The sequence below is a fragment of the Rhabdaerophilum sp. genome, from assembly GCF_046092605.1.
Lineage (GTDB): Bacteria > Pseudomonadota > Alphaproteobacteria > Rhizobiales > Beijerinckiaceae > Rhabdaerophilum.
Genome location: NZ_JBJTDY010000129.1, coordinates 1 through 18949 on the forward strand (window position 1 = coordinate 1; position 18949 = coordinate 18949).

Below are 18949 nucleotides of genomic sequence, written 5' to 3' on the forward strand. Positions count from 1 at the left end.
GAAGAGCGAGGCCGCCGGCATCTTTCCCTGCCAGAACAAGGCGGCGGTGTGGCCCATCTCCACCGTGCCGGTGGAGACGGCAGCGAGCACGTTCAGCGCCGGCACGATCTCGCCGGCCGCGAAGAGCTGCACCTCCAGGGCACCGCCGCTCATGGCGGTGATGCGCCTCGCGAGCCGGGCGGCCGTGACTCCCGGTCCGACGAGATTCTTCCCCCAGCTCGTGACCATGCGCCAGCGGCGTGGCGCATCGGCGCGCGCAATCGCGGAGGGCGCAAGGCTCGCGGCCCCGGCAAGCGCGAGGCGGCGGGTAACGGCCATGGCAAACTCCTGAAATCAGCGCGCCCGGAGGGCATGAAAATGATGGACCGGCCCGTTGCCGTGCCCGAGGCCGAGCTCGCGGCCCGCAACCAGAGCCGCGGTGAGATAGGTCTTGGCCTCTCCAATCGCCTCTTCCATCGGCTGGCCCCTGGCGAGGCCGGCCGTGATCGCCGCCGAGAGCGTGCAGCCCGTGCCATGGGTATGGCGCGTCTTCACGCGCAAGGCGGAGAAGAGGCGCGAGCCTTCATCGCTCACCAGCAGGTCCGTCGCCTCCGGCCCCTCCGAATGTCCGCCCTTCATCAGCACCGCGCGCGCGCCCATGGCGCGGATCGCCTCCCCCTGCCGCTGCATGGCGTCGAGATCCTGCGCGATTGGCGCATGGGTGAGCGCGTCTGCTTCCGCGAGATTGGGCGTGACGAGAGCCGCGCGCGGGAAGAGCTTTTTCACCATCACCATGACGGCCTCTGGCCGGATGAGGGGATCCCCGGAGGTCGCGATCATCACGGGATCGACGACGAGCGGGAGATCGGGCGCCTCGGCCAGGGCCTCCGCCACAGCCGTGATGATCTCGGCGGAATGGAGCATGCCGGTCTTCGCCGCGCCGACACGGAAATCCGTGAGCACGGCCGCGATCTGCGCCGCCACGAAATCCGGCGGCGGAGCGTGCACGGCGCAAACGCCCAGCGTATTCTGCGCCGTGAGTGCCGTGAGCGCGCTGGTGCCGAACACGCCCAAGGCCGAGAAGGTTTTCAGATCCGCCTGAATGCCGGCGCCGCCGCCGGAATCCGAGCCCGCAATCGTGAGCGCGACGGGGATCATGCCGCCCTCCTCAGAACGGGCAGGAAGGCTTTCGCCGCCCTGCACGGATCCTCGCCCGCGAAAAGCGCGCCGATCACCGCGACGCCATCCGCGCCCGCTTCCATGAGCGAGCCCGCATTCTCGACCGTGATACCCGCGATGGCGCCGACCGGGAGATGGCCGAGCAATTCCCGCGCCTCGGCGCGCAGGGCCCGGAAGCCATGAATTCCCAAGGGCGGATCGGGGTTGTCCTTGTGGCTTGTCGCGAAAACGCCGCCGATGCAGACATAATCGACGGGCTGACCGCGCAGGGCGAGCAGATCGTCGCGGCCCTTCACGGTCGCGCCGATGATCGCTTGCGGGCCGAGAAGCGCGCGGGCATCCGCCGGGTGCATGTCCTCGCGTCCGAGATGCACGCCCTGCGCGCCGCTGGCGAGGGCGACATCCACGCGATCATTGATGAGCAGCGGCACATTCGTGCCCGAAAGCGCTGCGACGATGCCCCGCGCTTCGGCAATCATCGCGCGGGTAACCGCCTCCTTCGCGCGATACTGGATGATGGTCGTGCCGCCATCGGCCGCCGCACGCGCGAGGCGCGCGAGGCTGCGGCCCCTCGCGATCTGCGGATCCACGATGCCATAGAGGGTGATGTCCGGAGCCATGTCATCCTTCCGAAAAACGGGCGAGGGAATCGAGAAGAAGCGGCACGAAGGTGCCGGGGCCCTGCGCGGCCGCGCCGGCCTCGGCTGCGGCGTGTCGCAAGGCTGTCAGCGCGGCGGCCGCGGCGCGCGCCGGCTCAGGCTCGACGCTCGCGAAAGCCGCGATCACCGCGCCCGCAAGGCAACCCGAGCCCGAGAACCGCGCCATGAGCGGGTGGCCGCCCGTGATCTCGCAGGCGGCGCTGCCCTCGACATGATCGGTCCCGCCGGTGGTGACGAGAACCGTCCCGGCCGGAAACGCGCCGCGCAAGGCGGCCATCTCTGCCGCATTCCCCTTCACGAGGAGACGCGGGAAAGGCGAAAACCGTTCCGCCAGTTCACGACGGAAGGGCACGCGATCGGCCATCACGGGGTCGAGCACGACGGGCGTCGCCAAAGCCGCGCCCCCCGCGAGAAGCGCCTCGATCGCCGCCTCGCGCGCGGGTTCGAGCATGCCGAGATTGACGAGAACGGCATCCGCGCCGCGCGCGAGCGCGAGGATGTCGCGGGGATGCGCGGACATCGACGGCTCGGCCCCCAGCGCCACGAGCGCATTTGCACTCACGGCCTGCGCCACCGGATTGGTGAGCACATGAATGCGAGGCCGGCGCATGGCCACGGCGCGGGCCAAAGCGCGGGCCAGGCGCCGCGCCTCATCAAGCGGAAACGGCGTCATCGGCACCGGCAGGCAAGAAGCAGTGGAGGAAATCTTGTCACGAAACACGGCTCCGTCCCTTCGCCGGCATGACCCGGATCAGGTTCAAAGAGTGCTCAGGTCCATTCCCCTGATCTCAGCCGCCGGTTGCGACACCCCTCGGAATGCGCAGCAAGAATGGTCAGCCGGGCCGGGATGTCAACCGGCTTCGGGCGTTTTCCCAATCGCCGCTTTGCGGTCGATCCGGCTGAAGCCCGTGTCGCGAGCGCCGTAATGTGCGACCGCCTCGGGCTTGATGCCGCTGATCGTATGATGCGGGTGCTCGGGGCCGACGAAGATCTCGGGCAGCACCGTGTGCGGCACGATTCCGCCGCGAAAGGCCGCGCCGTATTTGCCGAGTTCGGGATCGGCTTGTTTCGTCTCGTCATAGCCCACGAGTTCGCCATAGCCTCCGCCCATGGCGAGGCCGGCGCTTTCCTCATCCGGCTCGAAGCCGAGATGCAGGAAGGTGCCAAGGCCGAAAACGCCAAAGCACTTCTGCGCCCCGCCCCGCCAGGCAATGGCCGCCAGAACCACATCCTCGCCCACGGCCAGCGCGGCGAAGGCCGGGAAGGCCAGCGCCTCCTCCATCACCGCGCGGCTCACCCAGAGCATCTTTTCCTTGAAGGGCATGATTGGCCCGGCGGAATCGATGAAGGGCCAGTATTCCACCACCCGCGCCGGGCCGAGCTTGAGGGAATAGGCACGATCTCCCTTCTGCAGGAACAGGCGAGCCGTGTCGCGGAGATTGGCATCGACCTGAGCATCCGCGCGATAGAGGCTGTCATCATCCATCAGCATAGCGAGCCGATAATCGACCCGCGCATGCATCGCATCGGCCGCGGCCACGAAGACCTCGCCAATGCAGGAATGGGGGCGCTCGGCCTCGCAAAGGATAAGCCGCCCGGCCTCGATGGCCGCCGCATGACGCTGCCTCAGCCCATCGAGATAGGCGCCGGAATAGTTCTGCGCGTAGATGAAGGCGCAGGCGCTGAGATCGCCTGCTTCCAGAGCCGGCATGTATGAACGGTCAAGATCATCGATCAGCCGGGCGAGAAGGCTTTCCCGCCCGCGACTATAGATGAGGATCGCGATATCGCGCTTCAAGCCGAAAGGCCGGCCGCGAGGCTCGGCAGATCCAGCGGGCGAAAGCCGTAATGTTTCAGCCAGCGGATATCCGCCTCGAAGAACGGGCGCAGATCCGGCATGCCGTATTTCAGCATGGCGATCCGGTCGATGCCCATGCCCCAGGCATAGCCCTGCACGGCATCGGGATCGAGCCCGCAATTCTTCAGCACATTGGGGTGCACCATGCCGCAGCCCAGGATTTCCAGCCAATCCTCGCCCTCGCCGAAGCGGATCTCGCCACCCTTGCGCGAGCACTGGATATCCACCTCCATCGACGGCTCGGTGAAGGGGAAGAACGAGGGGCGGAAGCGCATCTTCACATGCGGCACCTCGAAGAAAGCCTTGCAGAACTCTTCCAGCACCCATTTCAGCTGGCCGAGATTGGCCTCCCTGTCGATCACCAACCCCTCGACCTGATGGAACATCGGGGTATGGGTCTGGTCGGAATCGCAGCGATAGGTGCGGCCGGGGCAGATCACCCGGATCGGCGGCTTCTCCCGCAGCATCGTCCGCACCTGCACGGGTGAGGTATGTGTGCGCAGCAATTTCCGCTCGCCCTTCTGATCGGCTGCGAAGAAGAAGGTGTCGTGCATCTCCCGCGCGGGGTGGCCCAGGGGGAAGTTCAGCTTGGTGAAGTTGTAGTCGTCGCTTTCGATGTCCGGGCCTTCGGCAACCGCGAAGCCGAGATCGGCGAAGATGGCCGTGAGCTCGTCCATCACCTGGCTGATGGGGTGAATGCGTCCGGCCTCGAGCCCGCCTTCGCGCACCGGCAGCGTGACATCGGCACGCTCGGCGGCAAGGCGCGCATCAAGCGCGGCATCTTTCAGGGTGATGCGTCGGGTGCCGAGCGCTTCCGTCACGCGGTCCTTCACGGCATTGATGGTGGCGCCGAAGCTCTTGCGATCCTCAGGCGCGAGACTGCCGAGCGTTGCGAGCAGGCCGGAGATCGAGCCCTTCTTGCCCAGCGCCTTCACACGCAGGGCTTCAAGCGCCTCTTCATTCGCGGCCTGGGCGATCTCGCCCATCAGTTCCGTTTCAAGTTGCGCCAGATCAGACATGGTGACCCCGTTCCGTTGCTGGGGATGCTTCTGATTGCCGGATCGCCGCCCGTCAAGCGCGAGAGCAGGCCAAAACAAAAAGGGCCCGCCGAAGCGGGCCCTTGGAAACCGGAGGGGCCTGGATCAGAATGCGTAGGCGAGTTTCAGGCGAGCCTGATGAAGCGGGAAGACCAGCGTGCCGAGGTTCCTGTTCGGACCAGACTTGTCGTTGCCATAGACCTGATAGGCCCAGGTGCCGTTGAGCGTAAACTTGTCGTTGATCGCCCAGAAGAAGGTCGGACCAATATAGGCGGCGGTGGCGCGGAAGCCGCCATCCATCCACATGCCAGTCTTGGCAACCTGAAAGCTCGCTTCCGCACCGAAATAGAAGGAATCGATGACCGGCGAGGTCAGCGCACCACGAACATTGAACTGCGACAGGTTGCGGAAGCCCGGGAGCGTGTTCGTATAGGCGGCCTGGAAAAGTTCGAGGTTGAGCGCGCCGAAGAGCTTGCCCTTCACGATCTCGCCATCCGCAAGCAGGCGGTAGGAGTTGCCGAACACCGAGTCCCGGCCACCATAGATCGAGAAGCCGTTGTAGCGCCCGATATTCGGGCTGACGGCCAGCGTCAGGCCCAGGCCATGCGTGGCGCGACCGAGGAGCTTGTACTTCATCTCAACGCCGCCGCCGAGCATGGTGCCCTGGCGCTCAACGCCACCATACGGCTTGTAGCCGGCAATGTTGTAGAAGGCATAGGGACCGACTTCGAGGCAAGGCAGGAACGAACCCGAGACCTGAAGCGTGCCGGTATAGCCATAGGCGCGGCCACCACGGCCACCCGCAACATAAGTGTTGTCGAGCGCGATGCCCCAGGCGCCGAGATCGGCGACATCCGAACCGGTTGCGAAACCGAAGACATCCGCCGGAAGACCTTTGGTCTCCTTGCAGGCGGCGGAATCCACCGGAGCAACAGGGCTCGGCTTCTTCGCTCCGATATCGGCTGCGAAAGCGCCGGTGGCGGCAAAGAGTGCCGTCGCGAAAAGAGCGGGACGAAACATGGGGATGCTCCTTGCTTTAATATCCCCACCACGGGAACGCCGCGATGGTTAACAAGTCAAACACGAAGCATGCCGATTCCGCATATCATCGAGACGCGTTGCCCATTTGCCACATAATTTCCTTTTAAAGAATTGATAAATCGCAATAATTGGGCAAAAATGCCTATTTTTTTTGCCCGTTGATTACAATTTTTGCGTGGTGTTTTGGTCTGCATACAACCGAATTCTCAGCCGATTCGAGCGTCCTGAGCCGGTAGTTCCGGCGAGGTATCCGACTGCAGCAGGAGAGCGCAGCTTACAGCGAGCAACAAAAAAGCGGCCCCGCGAAGGGCCGCCATTTCAGTTCCGAAGGCTGCGGCAAATGCCTCAGGCCGCAGCCGGCAGCGCGCCCTTCGCCTTCTCGACGATGGCCTTGAAGGCCTCCGGCTCATGGATGGCGAGTTCGGAGAGCACCTTGCGATCCACCTCGACGCCCGCCTTCGCAAGGCCATCGATGAAGCGGCTGTAGGTCAGGCCGAATTCCCGCACGGCGGCGTTGATACGCTGGATCCAGAGCGCGCGGAAGGTGCGCTTCTTGGTGCGACGGTCACGCGTCGCATATTGCATCGCGCGATCGACAGCGGCCTTCGCGGTGCGGATGGTGTTCTTGCGGCGGCCATAGAAGCCCTTGGCGGCCTTGTAGGTTTTCTTGTGCTTGGCGTGAGACGTCACGCCCCTCTTCACACGAGACATATCAAAATCCTCTGTTTGGCTGATCGTTTTCTCAACCGAGAGCGCGCGGCGCTCTGATTTCTGATCTGGGTCGCATTTGCTTCACGCGAACCGGGGTCCACTTCGCTTGCAAATGCTCCCGTTAGCCGTTCGGGAGGAAGTACTTCTTGATGTTGTCGCCGTCGGTCTTGAACAGGACGGCCGTGCCGCGATGCTCGCGGATCTGCTTGGTCGAGCGCTTGATCATGCCATGGCGCTTGCCGGACTGGGCGTATTTCACCTTGCCGGTGCCCGTGATCTTGAAGCGCTTCTTGGCGCCGGATTTGGTCTTCAGCTTGGGCATTTCGCTTTCTCCGCTTCTTCTGGAGGTTCTTCTGGAGGCACCCCTCCGGCAAGCCGGAATTCGGGACGCATGAAAGAACCGCCACGGCAGCCCTTACCGGCCGGGCGGTTCGAATGAAGCCGCGTGCTTAAGCCAGCGCGCCCGAAAGTTCAAGCGAAAACAGGGCCGCAAGCCCTGCTTCAGCCCCCGCCTCACTTGGGCGCGAGCACCATCACCACCTGGCGGCCCTCGAAGCTCGGCTCCTGCTCCACCTTGGCGATGTCCACGATATCCTGCTTCACCCGGTCCAGCACCTTCATGCCGATATCCTGGTGGGCCATTTCGCGGCCGCGGAAGCGCAGGGTGATCTTCACCTTGTTGCCTTCCTCGAAGAAGCCCTTCATCGCCTTCATCTTCACGCCGTAATCGTGGTCGTCGATGGCCGGGCGAAGCTTGATCTCCTTGATTTCAATCACTTTCTGCTTCTTGCGCGCCTCGGCGGCCTTCTTCTGCTCCTGGAAGCGGAAGCGGCCGTAATCCATGATCTTGCAGACCGGGGGCGTGGCGTTCGGGGCGACCTCGACCAAATCGAGCCCCTGTTCCTCGGCGATCTGGATGGCATCAAAGACGTTCAGAACGCCCTTGTTCGAGCCGTCGGCGTCAATCACCTGCACTTCGCGCACGCGGATATCGCGATTGATTCTTGGACCGTCCTTTGCGGGGACGGGAGCGGTTCTCATGGGCCTGCGAATGGGTCTTCTCCTGGGTCTGTTGCAACAAGTCGCGCCATGACAGGCGCGCATCCGGAAAGGGATCGCGATTCCATGCCACCAAATTCTCCGGAATGCATGCGAAATTCGGTGTGTTTGCCCGTTTTGTCAACGGTTCCCGCGATCCGCGAGCAGCGCCGAATAGCAATCGAGCGTTTCGCTCACCATCCGTTCCAGCGAGAAGCGCGCCATGACATGCGTGCGGGCGCGATCCGCGAGTTGCTGGAAGGCGCTGGGCATCAGGTCGATGGCCTCGGCAATGGCATCGGCGAGTTCTTCCGGGTTGTCGGGCGCAACACGCCAGCCCGTGCGCTGGTCGGGCCGGACGTGCGGGGGCGCGAGCACCGTTTCGGGCACGGCGCCGAGGTTCGAGACCACCACCGGCACGCCCATCGCCTGCGCTTCCACCGCCACCCTGCCGAAGGCTTCCGGGGCAGTGGAGGGCACCGCGACCAAAGCGGAGGCCGCAAGCGCCGCCGGCATGTCCGAGACATGCCCCACGCGGCGCACCACGCCGCCCAGCTGGTTCTCGCTGATCAGCTGGTCGATCTCCCTGACATACCCGTCCCGGCCCTGCGGATCGCCCGCGAGGATGAAGACGAGATCGCGATAGCCCCGCTCGCGCAGCACCTGAGCCGCGCGGATCAGCACCATCTGCCCCTTCCAGGGCGTGAGGCGCCCCGCGAGCAGCACCACGCGCTCCTCCGGAGCGACCAGCCAGCCGCGGCGGATCTTCTCGATGCGCGCGGGCGAGACCCTGTCTGGCGAAAAGGTCTCGAAATTAGTGCCGCGATGGATGACGCGCAGGCATGTGGGATTCATGCGGAACTGGGCCTGGATGCGCTCGGCCGTGAAATGCGAATTGGCGATCACCACCTCGCCGCGCGCCATCACCGAATTGTAGAGCAGCTTCGGCGCGGAAAGACCCGAATAGGCACCATGATAGGTCGTCATGAAGCCCGTGCCGGTAAGGCGGCAGGCGGCCAGCGCCACCCAGGCCGGGGCGCGCGAGCGGGCATGAACCAGATCAACCTTCTCCGCTTTCAGAATCTGCGCGAGCCTGCCGACATTCAGCGCCATCGCGAGCGGGTTTTTCGTGGCGGCCGGGAAGGGAATCCACAATCCGCCCTTGGCCTGCAATTCGCCCACCAGCCGCCCGCCCTCGGTCGCCACAAGTGATCGCGCGCCGGCCTGCGCGATTCCCTCGGCGATATCGATCGTCGTGCGTTCGGCGCCCCCCGCATCCAGCATGGGGATGATCTGGAGAATCGTCTTGCCTGAAAGGGGCTGAACCATCTGTTGCGAAAACACCATCCGGGGGCTTCAACCGCACAAGCGAATATGACAGGTAGACAAGGCCGCATGGGCGAAGCAGCGGCAAGGGAGCAATAGAGCCATGAGCGTGGAGACGCAATTGCTCGGACTGCCGGTCGATGCCCGTCGACAGCTTCCGGCCCGCCAACTCGCCTATCGCAAGCGCGCCGGTGATGCCCCAGCCGTCATCTGGCTCGGCGGCTTCCGCTCGGACATGACCTCCACCAAGGCGACTGCGCTGGATGAGGCCTGCGCGGCCAATGGCCGCGCGATGCTGCGCTTCGATTACTACGCGCATGGCGAAAGCGCGGGCGATTTCCACGCCGCCAATCTCTCGATCTGGCTCGATGATGCGCTGGAGATGATCCGCCGCTTCGGCGGCCCCGCGCCGGTTCTGGTTGGCTCCTCCATGGGCGGCTGGATCGCGCTGCTGGCGACCGCGCGCCTGAAGGCGGAGGGACGTGCGCCTTCGGGCCTCGTGCTCATCGCTCCGGCGGTGGATTTCACAGAACGCCTGATGTGGGCACGTTTTCCGGAGGAGATCCGCCAGAACATCCTGAAGGATGGCGTCTGGTATCGCCCCTCGGCCTATTCGCCAGAGCCCTACCCCATCACACGAAGCCTGATCGAGGATGCGCGCCAGCACCTGATCCTGGACCATCCAATCCATGTCGGTGTGCCGATCCACATCCTGCAGGGCGCGAAGGACCCGGATGTGCCGATCCAGTATGTCGATCAATTCGTGAGTTCGTTGTCGAAGGATGATGTGCGCATGACCATCATCCCTGATGGCGATCACCGCCTTTCGCGTCCCGAGGATATCGCGACGCTCGTGCGCATCACGCGCGAGTTGGTCCAAAGCCTGCGAGCCGCGAGCTGAAATGGCGCGCGGCCGGCCGTTGCGCGGTCAGTGCAGGGCGGAAAGGGTCAGCTTTTGATCCCAGGCGCCGGAGAGCACCGCATCGCGGGTATCGGCGAGGATCAGCGGCGTGCCATCCGCCCCGAACAGCGCGAAAAGCTCCACGGAGGGGTGCAGCTCGGCGGTCTGGGGGAAAAGCTTGCGCAGGTCGCCTGCCCGGAATTTGCGCAGGTAGGCTGTTTCGCCATCCCCCATCGCCATCAGTTCCTCCAGCGCCCGGTGGCTGTCATTCACCGGCGAGCCTCCCGAAGCCAGAACGGCCGGGCGCCCGGGGGCGGACTTGGTCGTCGAGGATCTCTTCATGGCCATGATGACCTCCATTTCTCACATGAAACGCCCGAAGGCGTTGACGAACTCTTGCATAAGCCGTGCCGCGACGCGGCCGGGGTTTTTCCCGCCGCCCGCTTGGGCAACAGGGTTAACGAAGGGCAACCGGGAAGAAGGCGTCAGTCGCGGGCCTGGATATCGATCCGACGGATGATCCGCTCGGGCTCCGGGCGGGCGAGATCGACCGAAAGAAGGCCGTTCTGAAGCTCCGCGCCGGCCACTTCCATGCCATCGGCGAGCAGGAAGACCCGCTGGAACTGGCGCGCGGCAATGCCGCGATGGAGATATTGCCGGCTCTTGTCATCCAGCTGGCGGCCGCGGATGATCAACTGGTTTTCCTCCAGCGTGATATCGAGTTCCTCGCGCGTGAAGCCGGCGACCGCGAGCGTGATGCGATAGCGTTCCGGGCGATTGTCATCGCGCTCGATCCGTTCGATATTATAGGGAGGGTAGCCGTCAGAAGCCGCCTTGGCGAGGCGGTCCATCGTCCGCTCGATTTCATCGAAGCCGAGCAGGAACGGCGCAGAGAGATTGAGAACGCGGGACATGCGAGGCGAGCCCTCCAGACGAAGCGGCCGGTGTTCTGCGTCACCCGTTGCGGCGTGACGCTCCCGAATATGGGGGTGGTTTTCCGCCCGTGCAAGAGGAACCCGGAATGAGCGAAGACAACGCGATCACCGCCGAGAAGGCCGCCTTGCGACAGGCACAGATGAACAAACGCGATGCCATCCCTGCGCCCATGCGCCTGCTTGCCGGCCATGCCGTGATGGGCGAGCCCTATTGGTCGATTCTCGGCGCCAATCTGCCGAAGCCGGGCGGGGTGATCGCGACCTATGTGGCAATGCGCTCCGAATTCGATCCCGGCCTCCTGGTGATGCGGCTCGTCAATCTCGGATACCGGATTGCCGTGCCGCGCATCACGAGGGAGGGGCTTGCCTTCCACCAGGTGAAGAATGCGGCGGAGCTGGAGGAAGGCCCCTTCGGCACCCGCCAGCCCAAGGCCTCGGCGCCCATCCTGAAGCCGGATCTCTTCCTCGCGCCGCTTCTCGCCTTCGATGATGAGGGCTACAGGCTCGGCTATGGGAAGGCCTATTACGATCGCGCCTTTGCCGCGCACCCCCAGGCGAAGCGCGTGGGCCTCGCCTTCGCCGCCCAGCGCATGGATCGCGTGCCCCGCGAGGCGCATGATGTTCCGCTCCATGCCGTGCTGGCGGTGGAGACCTGAGATTCAGCCCAAGCCAAGCTTCCACCACTTCTTCTTCGGAGTGTTCGACGCGATTTCCTCCGGACCCGGAGGGGCGACTTCCGCCGCGAAACGCTCGAAGAATTCGCCCGCGAGTTTCTTGGCGGTGGCGTCGATCAGCCGCGAGCCGAGTTGCGCGATCTTGCCGCCGACTTCTGCACGCACGGTGTAGTGCAGGATTGTTTCCTCGCCATCGGCCTCAAGGCGCACATCCGCGCCGCCGCGCGCGTGGCCGGCGGCGCCGCCCTGCCCTTCACCGCTGATCGTATAGCCATTGGGCGGATCGATATTCGAGAGCGTGACCTTGCCCGAGAACGAGGCCTTCACCGGGCCGATCTTCAGCGTGACCTGCGCCGCGAGTTCGTTGTCTCCGGTCTTCTCGACCGAATCGCAACCGGGGATCGCTGCCTTCAGCACTTCGGGATCATTGAGCGCGGCCCAGACTACCTCGCGAGGCGCGGCGATCCTGCGGCTGTCCTGCATGTCCATGGCGCACTCCCCCTGATTTCCCCGCGATGAAGGACTGCCTGCACGCGGCCGTCAAGAGAGAGAAAAGGCGGAATCCCGTCCCGGCGCCCGCCTTGCGAGGATGCAGCCGCCACAGCCGGCTTATCTGGGCTTGCCGTCCGGCCCGAAGGTCTTGAGATAGGCGATGAGGTCCGCGATGCGCCTGTCGTCCTTCAGGCCGGCATAGGCCATCTTGTTGCCCGGCATGCTCGCCTTCGGATCCTTGATATAGGCCGCGAAATTCGTCTCGTCCCAGATGATGCCCGAATTCTTGTTGGCTTCCGAATAATTGTAGCCGGGCACCGTGCCGGCCTTGCGGCCAAAAAGGCCGTTCAGCACCGGCCCCGCGCCATTCCGGGCGGTCTCGCCCACCTGGTGGCAGGCACGGCATTGGTTGAAGACACTCTTGCCGGCTTCCGCATCCTGCGCGAAAGCAGAGGCGGCAGGCAGGGCCAATAAGGCGGAAAGGGCAACGGCACGAAGCATCGCGATCCTCGTCATGAAAATTTTCCCATCCGAAGATACCGGTTTCCGCCATCGGCACAAGCGGACGAGGAAAGGATTATCGCCGCAGCCTTCACGGGGGTGACAGGTCAAGTCCCTGGTCCCAACTGGGCACGGGACCATAAAGCTCCGCCAGGAAATCAATGAAGACCCGCGTGCGTTGCGGCAGATGCCGCCGCGAGGGATAGATGGCATGAATGGCGACGCGCTGCCCGCCGCGATAGCGCGGCAGGATCTGCACCAACTGGCCCGACTTGAGTTCGGGCCCGACATCCCACGTGGACCGGAGTGCAATGCCGAGGCCGGCCAGCACCGCCTCGCGGATCACTTCGGAGGAGTTCGTCACCACAATCGAAGGCACCGGCACGGTCACCGGTCCCTCCGGACCTTCCAGCCGCCAATGGTCGGTATTGTGCACAAGAAGTTTGTGACCCGCAAGGTCCGAGAGGACCTGCGGCGTGCCGTTGCGGGCGAGATAGGCCGGCGAGGCACAGAGCAGGCGATGGTTCGGCGCGAGCTTGCGGGCAACAAGGCTCGTATCGCCGAGATCGGCGATGCGCAAAGCCACATCGAAGCCGTCGCCCACGACATCGACGAAGGAATCCGACAGGGAGAGATCGACGGAGATTTCCGGATACTTCTCGAGAAAGCGAACGAGATGCGGGGCGACATGCAGGCGCCCGAACGTGGACGGCGCGGAAATGCGCAGGGGCCCGCGCGCCACATGGGCGCGCTGGGAAACCCAGGCCTCCGCCTCATCCACCGAGCCGAGGATCGCGACAACCCGCTCTTGGAAGCCACGCCCCGAATCGGTCAGCACGATCTGCCGCGTGGTGCGCTGGAGCAGACGCGTGCCGAGCCGCTCTTCCAGGCGCTTGATGCGCTTGGAAATGACCGGCGGGGACAGGCCCAGTTCGCGCGCCGCCTGCGACATCGAGCCCGTGGAGGCGACGCGCGCGAAGATTTCGAGATCGCCCAGCCGGTCCATGTTGCCCCGCCCATCCGGCGCAGCGCAGGCTGCCGCCTTTTGTCCATGGCGACAATTTAGGGCATTCATGCAGATTTGGAACAGAACCCATGTGTCACCATTGGTGCTGTCAGACGGCATCGGATGAACTATGATGAAGAAGGGTCCGTCCATGGGGCCGGCATCGTGCAAGGGAGGTCCGATGACTGCGATTCCATTCCCCGAACCAAGGGCGGACGTGCTCGCGCGCCGCGATTTCCTGATCGCGGGACTGTCCGGTCTGGTGCCGCCCGCCTGCCTCGTGACCAGCGAGGATGAGCGCCGCGCCTTCGAGACGGATGCCTTCACCGCCTATCGGCGCGTGCCGCTCGCCGTGGTGCTGCCCGAAACGACCGCCGAGGTCTCGGCCGTCCTCGCCTTCTGCCACCAGCATCGGGTGCCGGTCGTGCCACGCGGCGCGGGCACCTCGCTCTGCGGCGGTGCTATTCCGCAGGAGGACGCCGTGGTGATCGGACTCTCCAAGATGAGCCGAATCCTCGAGGTGAACTACCAGGATCGCCTCGCGAGGGTCCAGGCTGGAGTGACGAATCTCGCCATCACCCATGCCGTCTCTGCGGATGGCTTCTTCTATGCGCCCGACCCTTCGAGCCAACTTGCCTGCACCATCGGCGGCAATATCGGCATGAATTCCGGCGGCGCGCACTGCCTGAAATATGGAGTGACCACCAACAACATTCTCGGCGTCACGCTCGTGCTGGTCGATGGCACGGTGATCGAGATCGGCGGCGAGGCCATGGATGCGCCGGGCTACGACCTGCTTGGGCTCGTCTGCGGCTCGGAAGGCCAGCTCGGCATCATGACCGAAGCGATTGTGCGCATTCTCCCCGCCGCGGAAGGCGCGCGCCCCGTGCTCTTCGGCTTCGGGACGAGCGAGGAGGCAGGAAAGGCGGTCGCGGCGATCATCGGGGCGGGCATCGTGCCGGTCGCCATGGAATTCATGGACAAGCCGGCGATCGACATCTGCGAGGCTTTCGCCAAGGCGGGCTACCCCATGGATGTGGAAGCCCTGCTCATCATCGAGGTCGAAGGCTCGGATGCGGAGATGGACGCCACGCTTGCGAAGATTGTGGAGATTGCCAGGAAGCACGGCGTGAAACGCGTGAAGGAATCGAAATCCGCGATGGAAACCGCGGCGATCTGGAAGGGCCGGAAATCCGCCTTCGGCGCCACGGGCCGCATCGCCGATTACATCTGCATGGATGGCACCATCCCCACCGGTCAACTGCCCTATGTGCTTCGCCGGATTGATGAGATCGTGAAGCATTACGGCCTGCGCGTCGCGAATGTGTTCCATGCGGGTGATGGCAACCTGCATCCGCTGATCCTCTATAACGTGAACGACCCCGCCGAGGCCATGAAGGCGGAGGAAGCGGGTAACGACATCCTGAAGCTTTGCGTGGAAGTCGGCGGCTGCCTCACCGGCGAGCATGGCGTGGGAATCGAGAAGCGCGACCTGATGCGCCACCAGTTCAAGCCGCCTGAACTCGATCAGCAGATGCGCGTGCGCGCGGCCTTCGATGCCGGCTGGCTTCTCAACCCCGCCAAGGTTTTCCCGCTGGAGGGACGTGTCTGATGACCATGCTTCGACGGCCACAGAGCGAGGATGAACTCGCGGGAATCGTGCGCGAGGCGGCGGGAATCGTGCACGAGGCGGAAGGTCTCGGCGCATCGCTGAATGTGCAGGGCGGGGGCACGCGCGCCGGCCTCGGGCGCCCCGGAAACAACGCTGTCACGATCTCCACGGCCGACCTTTCGGGCGTGACGCTCTATGAGCCTGCGGAGATGGTGATCTCGGCACGCGCCGGCACACCCTTGTGCGTGGTGGAAGAAACCCTCGCCGAAAAGGGCCAGATGCTGCCCTTCGAACCGATGGACCATCGCGCCATCTATGGCACGAGTGGCGAGCCGACCATCGGCGGCGTGGTGGCGGCCAATGTCTCCGGCCCGCGTCGCGTCGTGGTCGGGGCCTGCCGCGATCATCTCATCGGCGTGCGTTTCGTGAACGGACGCGGCGAGATCATCCGTTCCGGCGGCCGCGTGATGAAGAATGTCACGGGCCTCGACCTCGTGAAGCTGCAGGCCGGGGCGCATGGCACGCTCGGCATTCTCACGGAAGTCACCTTCAAGGTGCTGCCGCGCCCCGAAGCAACTGCGACAATGCTTTTCGAAGGGCTTTCGGAAGCCGATGCCGTGGCCGCGATGTCGGCCGCGCTCGGCTCGCCCTTCGAGGTGACCGGCGCGGCGCATCTCCCGGCAGGGATAGGAGCGGAGAGGGCGCGCACGCTGCTGCGCTTCGAGAATTTTCCGGCCTCGATCGATTATCGGTTCCCCGCCCTGGCCGAGAGGCTCCAGCGTTTCGGCACGCCAAAGCGGATCGACAGGGCGGAATCCGAACAGATCTGGGTCGCGATCCGCGATTGCAGACTGCTCGCCGCGCCGCGCGACACAGCACTCTGGCGCATCTCCGTGAAGCCGTCGCACGCGCCGGGGCTGGCGCAAGCCTTGCGCGAGGCCAGCTCCGGAGCGAGGCTCTTCCTCGATTGGGGCGGCGGCCTCCTCTGGCTCGCGACGCCCGCAAGCGGCGATGCCGGTGCGAGCGCCATCCGCGCCGCGCTTGGCGGAAAGGGGCATGCGACGCTTGTCCGCGCCCCCGATTCCATTCGCGCCGCCGTGCCGGTCTTCCAGCCGGAACCCGCGCCGGTGGCGGCACTTTCGGCGCGGATCAAGGCGAGCTTCGATCCCGCCGGATTGATCAATCCCGGCCGCATGCACGCGAGCTGTTGAGGGTTGCCATGCAAACCAGTTTTTCGCTCGCGGCACTCGCCGATCCCGCCATGCAGGCCTCGGAGAAGATCCTCCGGACCTGCGTCCATTGCGGTTTCTGCACCGCCACCTGCCCGACCTATCTCGAACTCGGCGATGAACTCGATAGCCCGCGCGGGCGCATCTATCTCATCAAGAAGATGTTCGAGAGCGGCGAGCCCGCCACGAAAGAGGTGGTGACCCATATCGATCGCTGCCTTTCCTGCCTCTCCTGCATGACGACCTGCCCCTCCGGCGTGCATTACCTGCACCTCGTGGACCATGCCCGCGCGCATATCGAGAAGACCTACAGGCGCCCGTGGAACGAGCGCCTGATGCGCGGCATCCTGGCGCATGTGCTGCCCTACCCCAACCGCTTCCGCCTGGCGCTGCTGGCTTCGGCGATTGCGAAACCCTTCCGGCCCATCGTCGAGAAGCTGCCGGTGGTGGGCAAGCAGATGGGCGCGATGCTCGGCCTCGCGCCTTCCTCCCCCCCTTCGCGCTCCGCGATGGACGGCCCGGCCGTGTTCGCGCCGAAAACCGCGCGCAAGGGTCGCGTGGCGATGCTCTCGGGCTGCGCGCAGCCGGTGCTCGCGCCGGGCATCAACGAGGCGGCCATCCGCGTGCTCACGCGCCTCGGAATCGAGGTGGTGCTGCCCAGGGGCGAGGGCTGCTGCGGCGCGCTCGTGCACCATATGGGCCAGGAGGAGACAGCGCACCACCAGGCCGAGAAGCTGATCGATGCCTGGATCGCCGAGATCGAGGGAAAGGGCCTCGATGCGATCATCATCACGGCCTCGGGCTGCGGCACGACCATCAAGGATTACGGCTTCATGTTCCGCAACAATTCCGCCTATGCCGAAAAGGCGGCGCGGGTTTCGGCCCTGGCCCGGGACATTACGGAGTTTCTCGCGACGCTCAACCTTGCCCCCGCGCGGGAAACCGGCCTCACGGTCGCCTATCATTCCGCCTGCTCGATGCAGCATGGCCAGAAGATCACGGATGCGCCGAAGACGATCCTGCGTTCCCTCGGTTTCACGGTGAAGGATGTGCCGGAAGGGCATATCTGCTGCGGCTCCGCCGGCACCTACAACATGCTCCAGCCGGAGATTTCCGGCCGCCTTCGCGCGCGGAAAACCCGCAACATCGCGCGTCTGAAACCGGATGTGATCGCCACGGGCAATCTCGGCTGCATCACGCAGATCGGCCTGGGCATGAGAGAGCGCGGCGAGGCGACGCCCATCCTCCACACGATCGAACTCGTGGATTGGGCGCTCAGTGGCGAGAAGCCGGCGGCTCTGGGCGGCGAGAAGGTCGGGTAGAGCATCCGCCCGCCAGGTGGATGCCGGTTGGCGCAAAAAAGCGGATGCGAAAACAAGAAGAGTGAGCGCCAGATCTCTTTCTGTCAGATCGGAATCCGCTCTAGCGCCCGGCCTCGTCGGCATCGCCATCCTTCGGCTCGGGCGCATCGCGCCTCAGGCCCGGACGGCGAGCCAGGCGCGAGGGGCGCGGCGTCGCGCCACTTTTCTGCAGTGCCGCACGGAATTCGTCGCGCCTCTCATGCACCGAGGCGATGACAAGCCCCATCGGCACGCCGATATCGACGAGGACATTCTCGGCCAGTTGCAGGCTGGCCTCCACCGTTTCCGGCACGACATCCGATGCGCCGAGGGCATAGAGCTTCGCCGCGTGGTCCGCATCCCGCGCGCGGGCGATGATGATGAGATCCGGCCGTTCAGCCCGGGCCACACGCACGAGGCGCTCCACCGCATCGGGATCGGATGAGGTCGCCACCAGCGCGCGCGCCTGCCCGATGCCGATGCGCTGGAGAAATTCCCTGCGGCTCGCATCGCCGAACAGCGCATCGACACCCGCCTTGCGGGCATTGGCGATGACCGCCGGTTCGACATCCACCGCGATATACGGAATGCGGTTGCGCTTCAGCATGTCGGCCACGACCTGCCCCACGCGCCCGAAGCCCACCACGATCACCTTGCCCTCCCCCATGCCCTCTTCGGGGTTGCGCGCCTCGTTTGGCAGCGCCTCCACCCGCTGGCGTTGGCTGATGCGCATGCCCGCCGAATGCAGGAAGGGCGTGACGAACATCGTCAGCAGCACGAGGATGGACGCGAGAGCCGCGATCTCCGGGCGGATCACACCCATCGCGCCGCCTGCGGCGATGAGCACAAGGCCGAGTTCGCCTGCGGGCGCGAGCGACAGGGCCACTTCGGCATGCGCACTGGCCGCAATCCGGAACGCGCGCAACAGAGCCAGCAGGAGGATCGTCTTCACCACGATCAGACCCAGCGCGAGACCAAGCAGCAGCGCCGGCTCCTGGACCAGCGCCACCAGATCCAGCTGGGCACCGGCCGTGGTGAAGAACAGACCCAGCAGCAGGCCCTTGAAGGGGCCGATCGTCACCTCGATCTCGTGGCGATATTCGGTTTCCGCGAGCAACAGCCCCGCGAGGAAGGCGCCAAGCGCCATGGAATGCCCTGCCGCCGAGGCGATGAGGCCCGACCCCATGGCAATGAGAAGACAGGCGGCGAGAAACAGCTCCTGGCTTCCGGAGCGCGCGACGAGCTTCATCAGCGGCCGCAGCAGCAGGCGCCCGCCGATCACCAGCACCGCGATCACCGCGATGCCCGAGGCGAAGGCCTTCGAGAAGCTCAGAACCGCCGATCCACCGGAAGGGTTCGCCATCGCCGTGATCGTGATGAGGATCGGCGCGACGAGCGGCGCGAAAGCGCCGTCCTTGCCGGCCTTGAGCA

General features: G+C 65.1%; 21 protein-coding genes, 1 pseudogene and 1 riboswitch. Of the genes and pseudogenes, 5 read left to right on the top strand and 17 right to left on the bottom strand.

The genetic code is table 11. The features are described 5' to 3' along the window. From ACKODO_RS09800 to ACKODO_RS09850, 11 genes and pseudogenes are all read right to left on the bottom strand, one after another. Positions 1–318: pseudogene (locus ACKODO_RS09800) on the bottom strand (ABC transporter substrate-binding protein); the annotation flags it as partial. A 15-nt stretch (positions 319–333) separates the two neighbouring features. Then, a complete protein-coding gene (thiD, locus tag ACKODO_RS09805; protein WP_408983256.1) occupies positions 334–1137 on the bottom strand; it encodes a bifunctional hydroxymethylpyrimidine kinase/phosphomethylpyrimidine kinase in 804 nt (267 codons plus the stop codon). Further along, positions 1134–1778 carry a thiamine phosphate synthase gene (gene thiE / locus ACKODO_RS09810; RefSeq protein WP_408983257.1) on the bottom strand — a complete coding sequence of 215 codons (645 nt, stop codon included), beginning with the start codon at positions 1776–1778 and terminating at the stop codon, positions 1134–1136. The genes thiD and thiE overlap by 4 nt, the downstream gene beginning before the upstream one ends. A gap of 1 nt (position 1779) precedes the next feature. Continuing rightward, positions 1780–2538, bottom strand: coding sequence for a hydroxyethylthiazole kinase (locus ACKODO_RS09815; protein ID WP_408983258.1), 759 nt, complete (start codon positions 2536–2538; stop codon positions 1780–1782). Continuing rightward, a riboswitch (TPP riboswitch) is annotated at positions 2529–2639 on the bottom strand. It overlaps the preceding gene by 10 nt. A gap of 28 nt (positions 2640–2667) precedes the next feature. Then, complete coding sequence (locus ACKODO_RS09820; protein WP_408983259.1) at positions 2668–3615, bottom strand: hypothetical protein; 948 nt, start codon at positions 3613–3615, stop codon at positions 2668–2670. Next, complete coding sequence (pheS, locus tag ACKODO_RS09825; protein ID WP_408983260.1) at positions 3612–4694, bottom strand: phenylalanine--tRNA ligase subunit alpha; 1083 nt, start codon at positions 4692–4694, stop codon at positions 3612–3614. The genes ACKODO_RS09820 and pheS overlap by 4 nt, the downstream gene beginning before the upstream one ends. A 123-nt stretch (positions 4695–4817) precedes the next feature. Next, complete coding sequence (locus ACKODO_RS09830) at positions 4818–5732, bottom strand: hypothetical protein (protein WP_408983261.1); 915 nt, start codon at positions 5730–5732, stop codon at positions 4818–4820. A 366-nt stretch (positions 5733–6098) separates the two neighbouring features. Further along, positions 6099–6464, bottom strand: a complete 366-nt coding sequence (gene rplT / locus ACKODO_RS09835; protein ID WP_408983262.1) for a 50S ribosomal protein L20 — start codon at positions 6462–6464, stop codon at positions 6099–6101. 121 nt (positions 6465–6585) lie between these two features. After that, positions 6586–6786 (bottom strand): 50S ribosomal protein L35, encoded by a 201-nt coding sequence (gene rpmI / locus ACKODO_RS09840; protein ID WP_408983263.1) that lies wholly within the window; start codon positions 6784–6786, stop codon positions 6586–6588. Positions 6787–6977: 191 nt separating this feature from the next. Then, a complete protein-coding gene (infC, locus tag ACKODO_RS09845) occupies positions 6978–7505 on the bottom strand; it encodes a translation initiation factor IF-3 (RefSeq protein ID WP_408983264.1) in 528 nt (175 codons plus the stop codon). A gap of 138 nt (positions 7506–7643) precedes the next feature. Further along, complete coding sequence (locus tag ACKODO_RS09850; protein ID WP_408983265.1) at positions 7644–8831, bottom strand: glycosyltransferase family 4 protein; 1188 nt, start codon at positions 8829–8831, stop codon at positions 7644–7646. Positions 8832–8931: 100 nt separating this feature from the next. Between ACKODO_RS09850 and ACKODO_RS09855 the strand changes: the two genes are divergently transcribed. Continuing rightward, positions 8932–9729: an alpha/beta hydrolase gene (locus ACKODO_RS09855; RefSeq protein ID WP_408983266.1), complete on the top strand. Its 798-nt coding sequence runs from the start codon at positions 8932–8934 to the stop codon at positions 9727–9729. 27 nt (positions 9730–9756) lie between these two features. On the opposite strand, the gene ACKODO_RS09860 is transcribed toward ACKODO_RS09855, so the two are convergent. Further along, positions 9757–10077, bottom strand: coding sequence for a DUF1150 family protein (locus ACKODO_RS09860; RefSeq protein ID WP_408983267.1), 321 nt, complete (start codon positions 10075–10077; stop codon positions 9757–9759). Between the two features lie 137 nt (positions 10078–10214). Next, positions 10215–10643 carry an Hsp20 family protein gene (locus tag ACKODO_RS09865; RefSeq protein ID WP_408983268.1) on the bottom strand — a complete coding sequence of 143 codons (429 nt, stop codon included), beginning with the start codon at positions 10641–10643 and terminating at the stop codon, positions 10215–10217. Positions 10644–10750: 107 nt separating this feature from the next. On the opposite strand from ACKODO_RS09865, the gene ACKODO_RS09870 reads away from it, so the two are divergent. Beyond that, positions 10751–11320 (top strand): 5-formyltetrahydrofolate cyclo-ligase, encoded by a 570-nt coding sequence (locus ACKODO_RS09870; RefSeq protein ID WP_408983269.1) that lies wholly within the window; start codon positions 10751–10753, stop codon positions 11318–11320. A 3-nt stretch (positions 11321–11323) separates the two neighbouring features. Here the strand turns inward: ACKODO_RS09870 and ACKODO_RS09875 are convergent, their stop codons facing one another. From ACKODO_RS09875 to ACKODO_RS09885, 3 genes are all read right to left on the bottom strand, one after another. Beyond that, a complete protein-coding gene (locus tag ACKODO_RS09875; RefSeq protein ID WP_408983270.1) occupies positions 11324–11827 on the bottom strand; it encodes an SRPBCC family protein in 504 nt (167 codons plus the stop codon). A gap of 120 nt (positions 11828–11947) precedes the next feature. Beyond that, positions 11948–12346: a c-type cytochrome gene (locus ACKODO_RS09880; protein WP_408983271.1), complete on the bottom strand. Its 399-nt coding sequence runs from the start codon at positions 12344–12346 to the stop codon at positions 11948–11950. 76 nt (positions 12347–12422) lie between these two features. After that, entirely contained in the window at positions 12423–13337 is a 915-nt protein-coding gene (locus tag ACKODO_RS09885; protein WP_408983272.1) for a LysR family transcriptional regulator, read from the bottom strand. Between the two features lie 181 nt (positions 13338–13518). Between ACKODO_RS09885 and ACKODO_RS09890 the strand changes: the two genes are divergently transcribed. From ACKODO_RS09890 to glcF, 3 genes are read left to right on the top strand one after another with little or no spacing between them, the layout of a single operon-like run. Then, complete coding sequence (locus tag ACKODO_RS09890) at positions 13519–14949, top strand: FAD-linked oxidase C-terminal domain-containing protein (protein ID WP_408983273.1); 1431 nt, start codon at positions 13519–13521, stop codon at positions 14947–14949. Further along, positions 14949–16160, top strand: coding sequence for an FAD-binding protein (locus tag ACKODO_RS09895; RefSeq protein WP_408983274.1), 1212 nt, complete (start codon positions 14949–14951; stop codon positions 16158–16160). The genes ACKODO_RS09890 and ACKODO_RS09895 overlap by 1 nt, the downstream gene beginning before the upstream one ends. 8 nt (positions 16161–16168) lie before the next feature. Next, entirely contained in the window at positions 16169–17500 is a 1332-nt protein-coding gene (glcF, locus tag ACKODO_RS09900; protein ID WP_408983275.1) for a glycolate oxidase subunit GlcF, read from the top strand. Positions 17501–17600: 100 nt separating this feature from the next. Here glcF and ACKODO_RS09905 read toward each other — a convergent pair. Then, on the bottom strand, positions 17601–18949 hold a 1349-nt coding region (locus ACKODO_RS09905; RefSeq protein ID WP_408983276.1), incomplete at its 5' end, for an NAD-binding protein.

What these genes read in the sequence shown, in the direction of transcription:
- ACKODO_RS09890 (WP_408983273.1), top strand. Translation starts at nt 13,519, where the DNA reads ATGACTGCGATTCCATTCCCCGAACCAAGGGCGGACGTGCTCGCGCGC.
- thiE (WP_408983257.1), bottom strand. Translation starts at nt 1,778, where the DNA reads ATGGCTCCGGACATCACCCTCTATGGCATCGTGGATCCGCAGATCGCG.
- ACKODO_RS09880 (WP_408983271.1), bottom strand. Translation starts at nt 12,346, where the DNA reads ATGACGAGGATCGCGATGCTTCGTGCCGTTGCCCTTTCCGCCTTATTG.
- ACKODO_RS09855 (WP_408983266.1), top strand. Translation starts at nt 8,932, where the DNA reads ATGAGCGTGGAGACGCAATTGCTCGGACTGCCGGTCGATGCCCGTCGA.
- pheS (WP_408983260.1), bottom strand. Translation starts at nt 4,694, where the DNA reads ATGTCTGATCTGGCGCAACTTGAAACGGAACTGATGGGCGAGATCGCC.
- ACKODO_RS09870 (WP_408983269.1), top strand. Translation starts at nt 10,751, where the DNA reads ATGAGCGAAGACAACGCGATCACCGCCGAGAAGGCCGCCTTGCGACAG.
- ACKODO_RS09850 (WP_408983265.1), bottom strand. Translation starts at nt 8,831, where the DNA reads ATGGTTCAGCCCCTTTCAGGCAAGACGATTCTCCAGATCATCCCCATG.
- infC (WP_408983264.1), bottom strand. Translation starts at nt 7,505, where the DNA reads ATGAGAACCGCTCCCGTCCCCGCAAAGGACGGTCCAAGAATCAATCGC.
- rpmI (WP_408983263.1), bottom strand. Translation starts at nt 6,786, where the DNA reads ATGCCCAAGCTGAAGACCAAATCCGGCGCCAAGAAGCGCTTCAAGATC.
- ACKODO_RS09865 (WP_408983268.1), bottom strand. Translation starts at nt 10,643, where the DNA reads ATGTCCCGCGTTCTCAATCTCTCTGCGCCGTTCCTGCTCGGCTTCGAT.
- ACKODO_RS09875 (WP_408983270.1), bottom strand. Translation starts at nt 11,827, where the DNA reads ATGGACATGCAGGACAGCCGCAGGATCGCCGCGCCTCGCGAGGTAGTC.
- ACKODO_RS09860 (WP_408983267.1), bottom strand. Translation starts at nt 10,077, where the DNA reads ATGGCCATGAAGAGATCCTCGACGACCAAGTCCGCCCCCGGGCGCCCG.
- rplT (WP_408983262.1), bottom strand. Translation starts at nt 6,464, where the DNA reads ATGTCTCGTGTGAAGAGGGGCGTGACGTCTCACGCCAAGCACAAGAAA.
- glcF (WP_408983275.1), top strand. Translation starts at nt 16,169, where the DNA reads ATGCAAACCAGTTTTTCGCTCGCGGCACTCGCCGATCCCGCCATGCAG.
- ACKODO_RS09885 (WP_408983272.1), bottom strand. Translation starts at nt 13,337, where the DNA reads ATGGACCGGCTGGGCGATCTCGAAATCTTCGCGCGCGTCGCCTCCACG.
- thiD (WP_408983256.1), bottom strand. Translation starts at nt 1,137, where the DNA reads ATGATCCCCGTCGCGCTCACGATTGCGGGCTCGGATTCCGGCGGCGGC.
- ACKODO_RS09895 (WP_408983274.1), top strand. Translation starts at nt 14,949, where the DNA reads ATGACCATGCTTCGACGGCCACAGAGCGAGGATGAACTCGCGGGAATC.
- ACKODO_RS09830 (WP_408983261.1), bottom strand. Translation starts at nt 5,732, where the DNA reads ATGTTTCGTCCCGCTCTTTTCGCGACGGCACTCTTTGCCGCCACCGGC.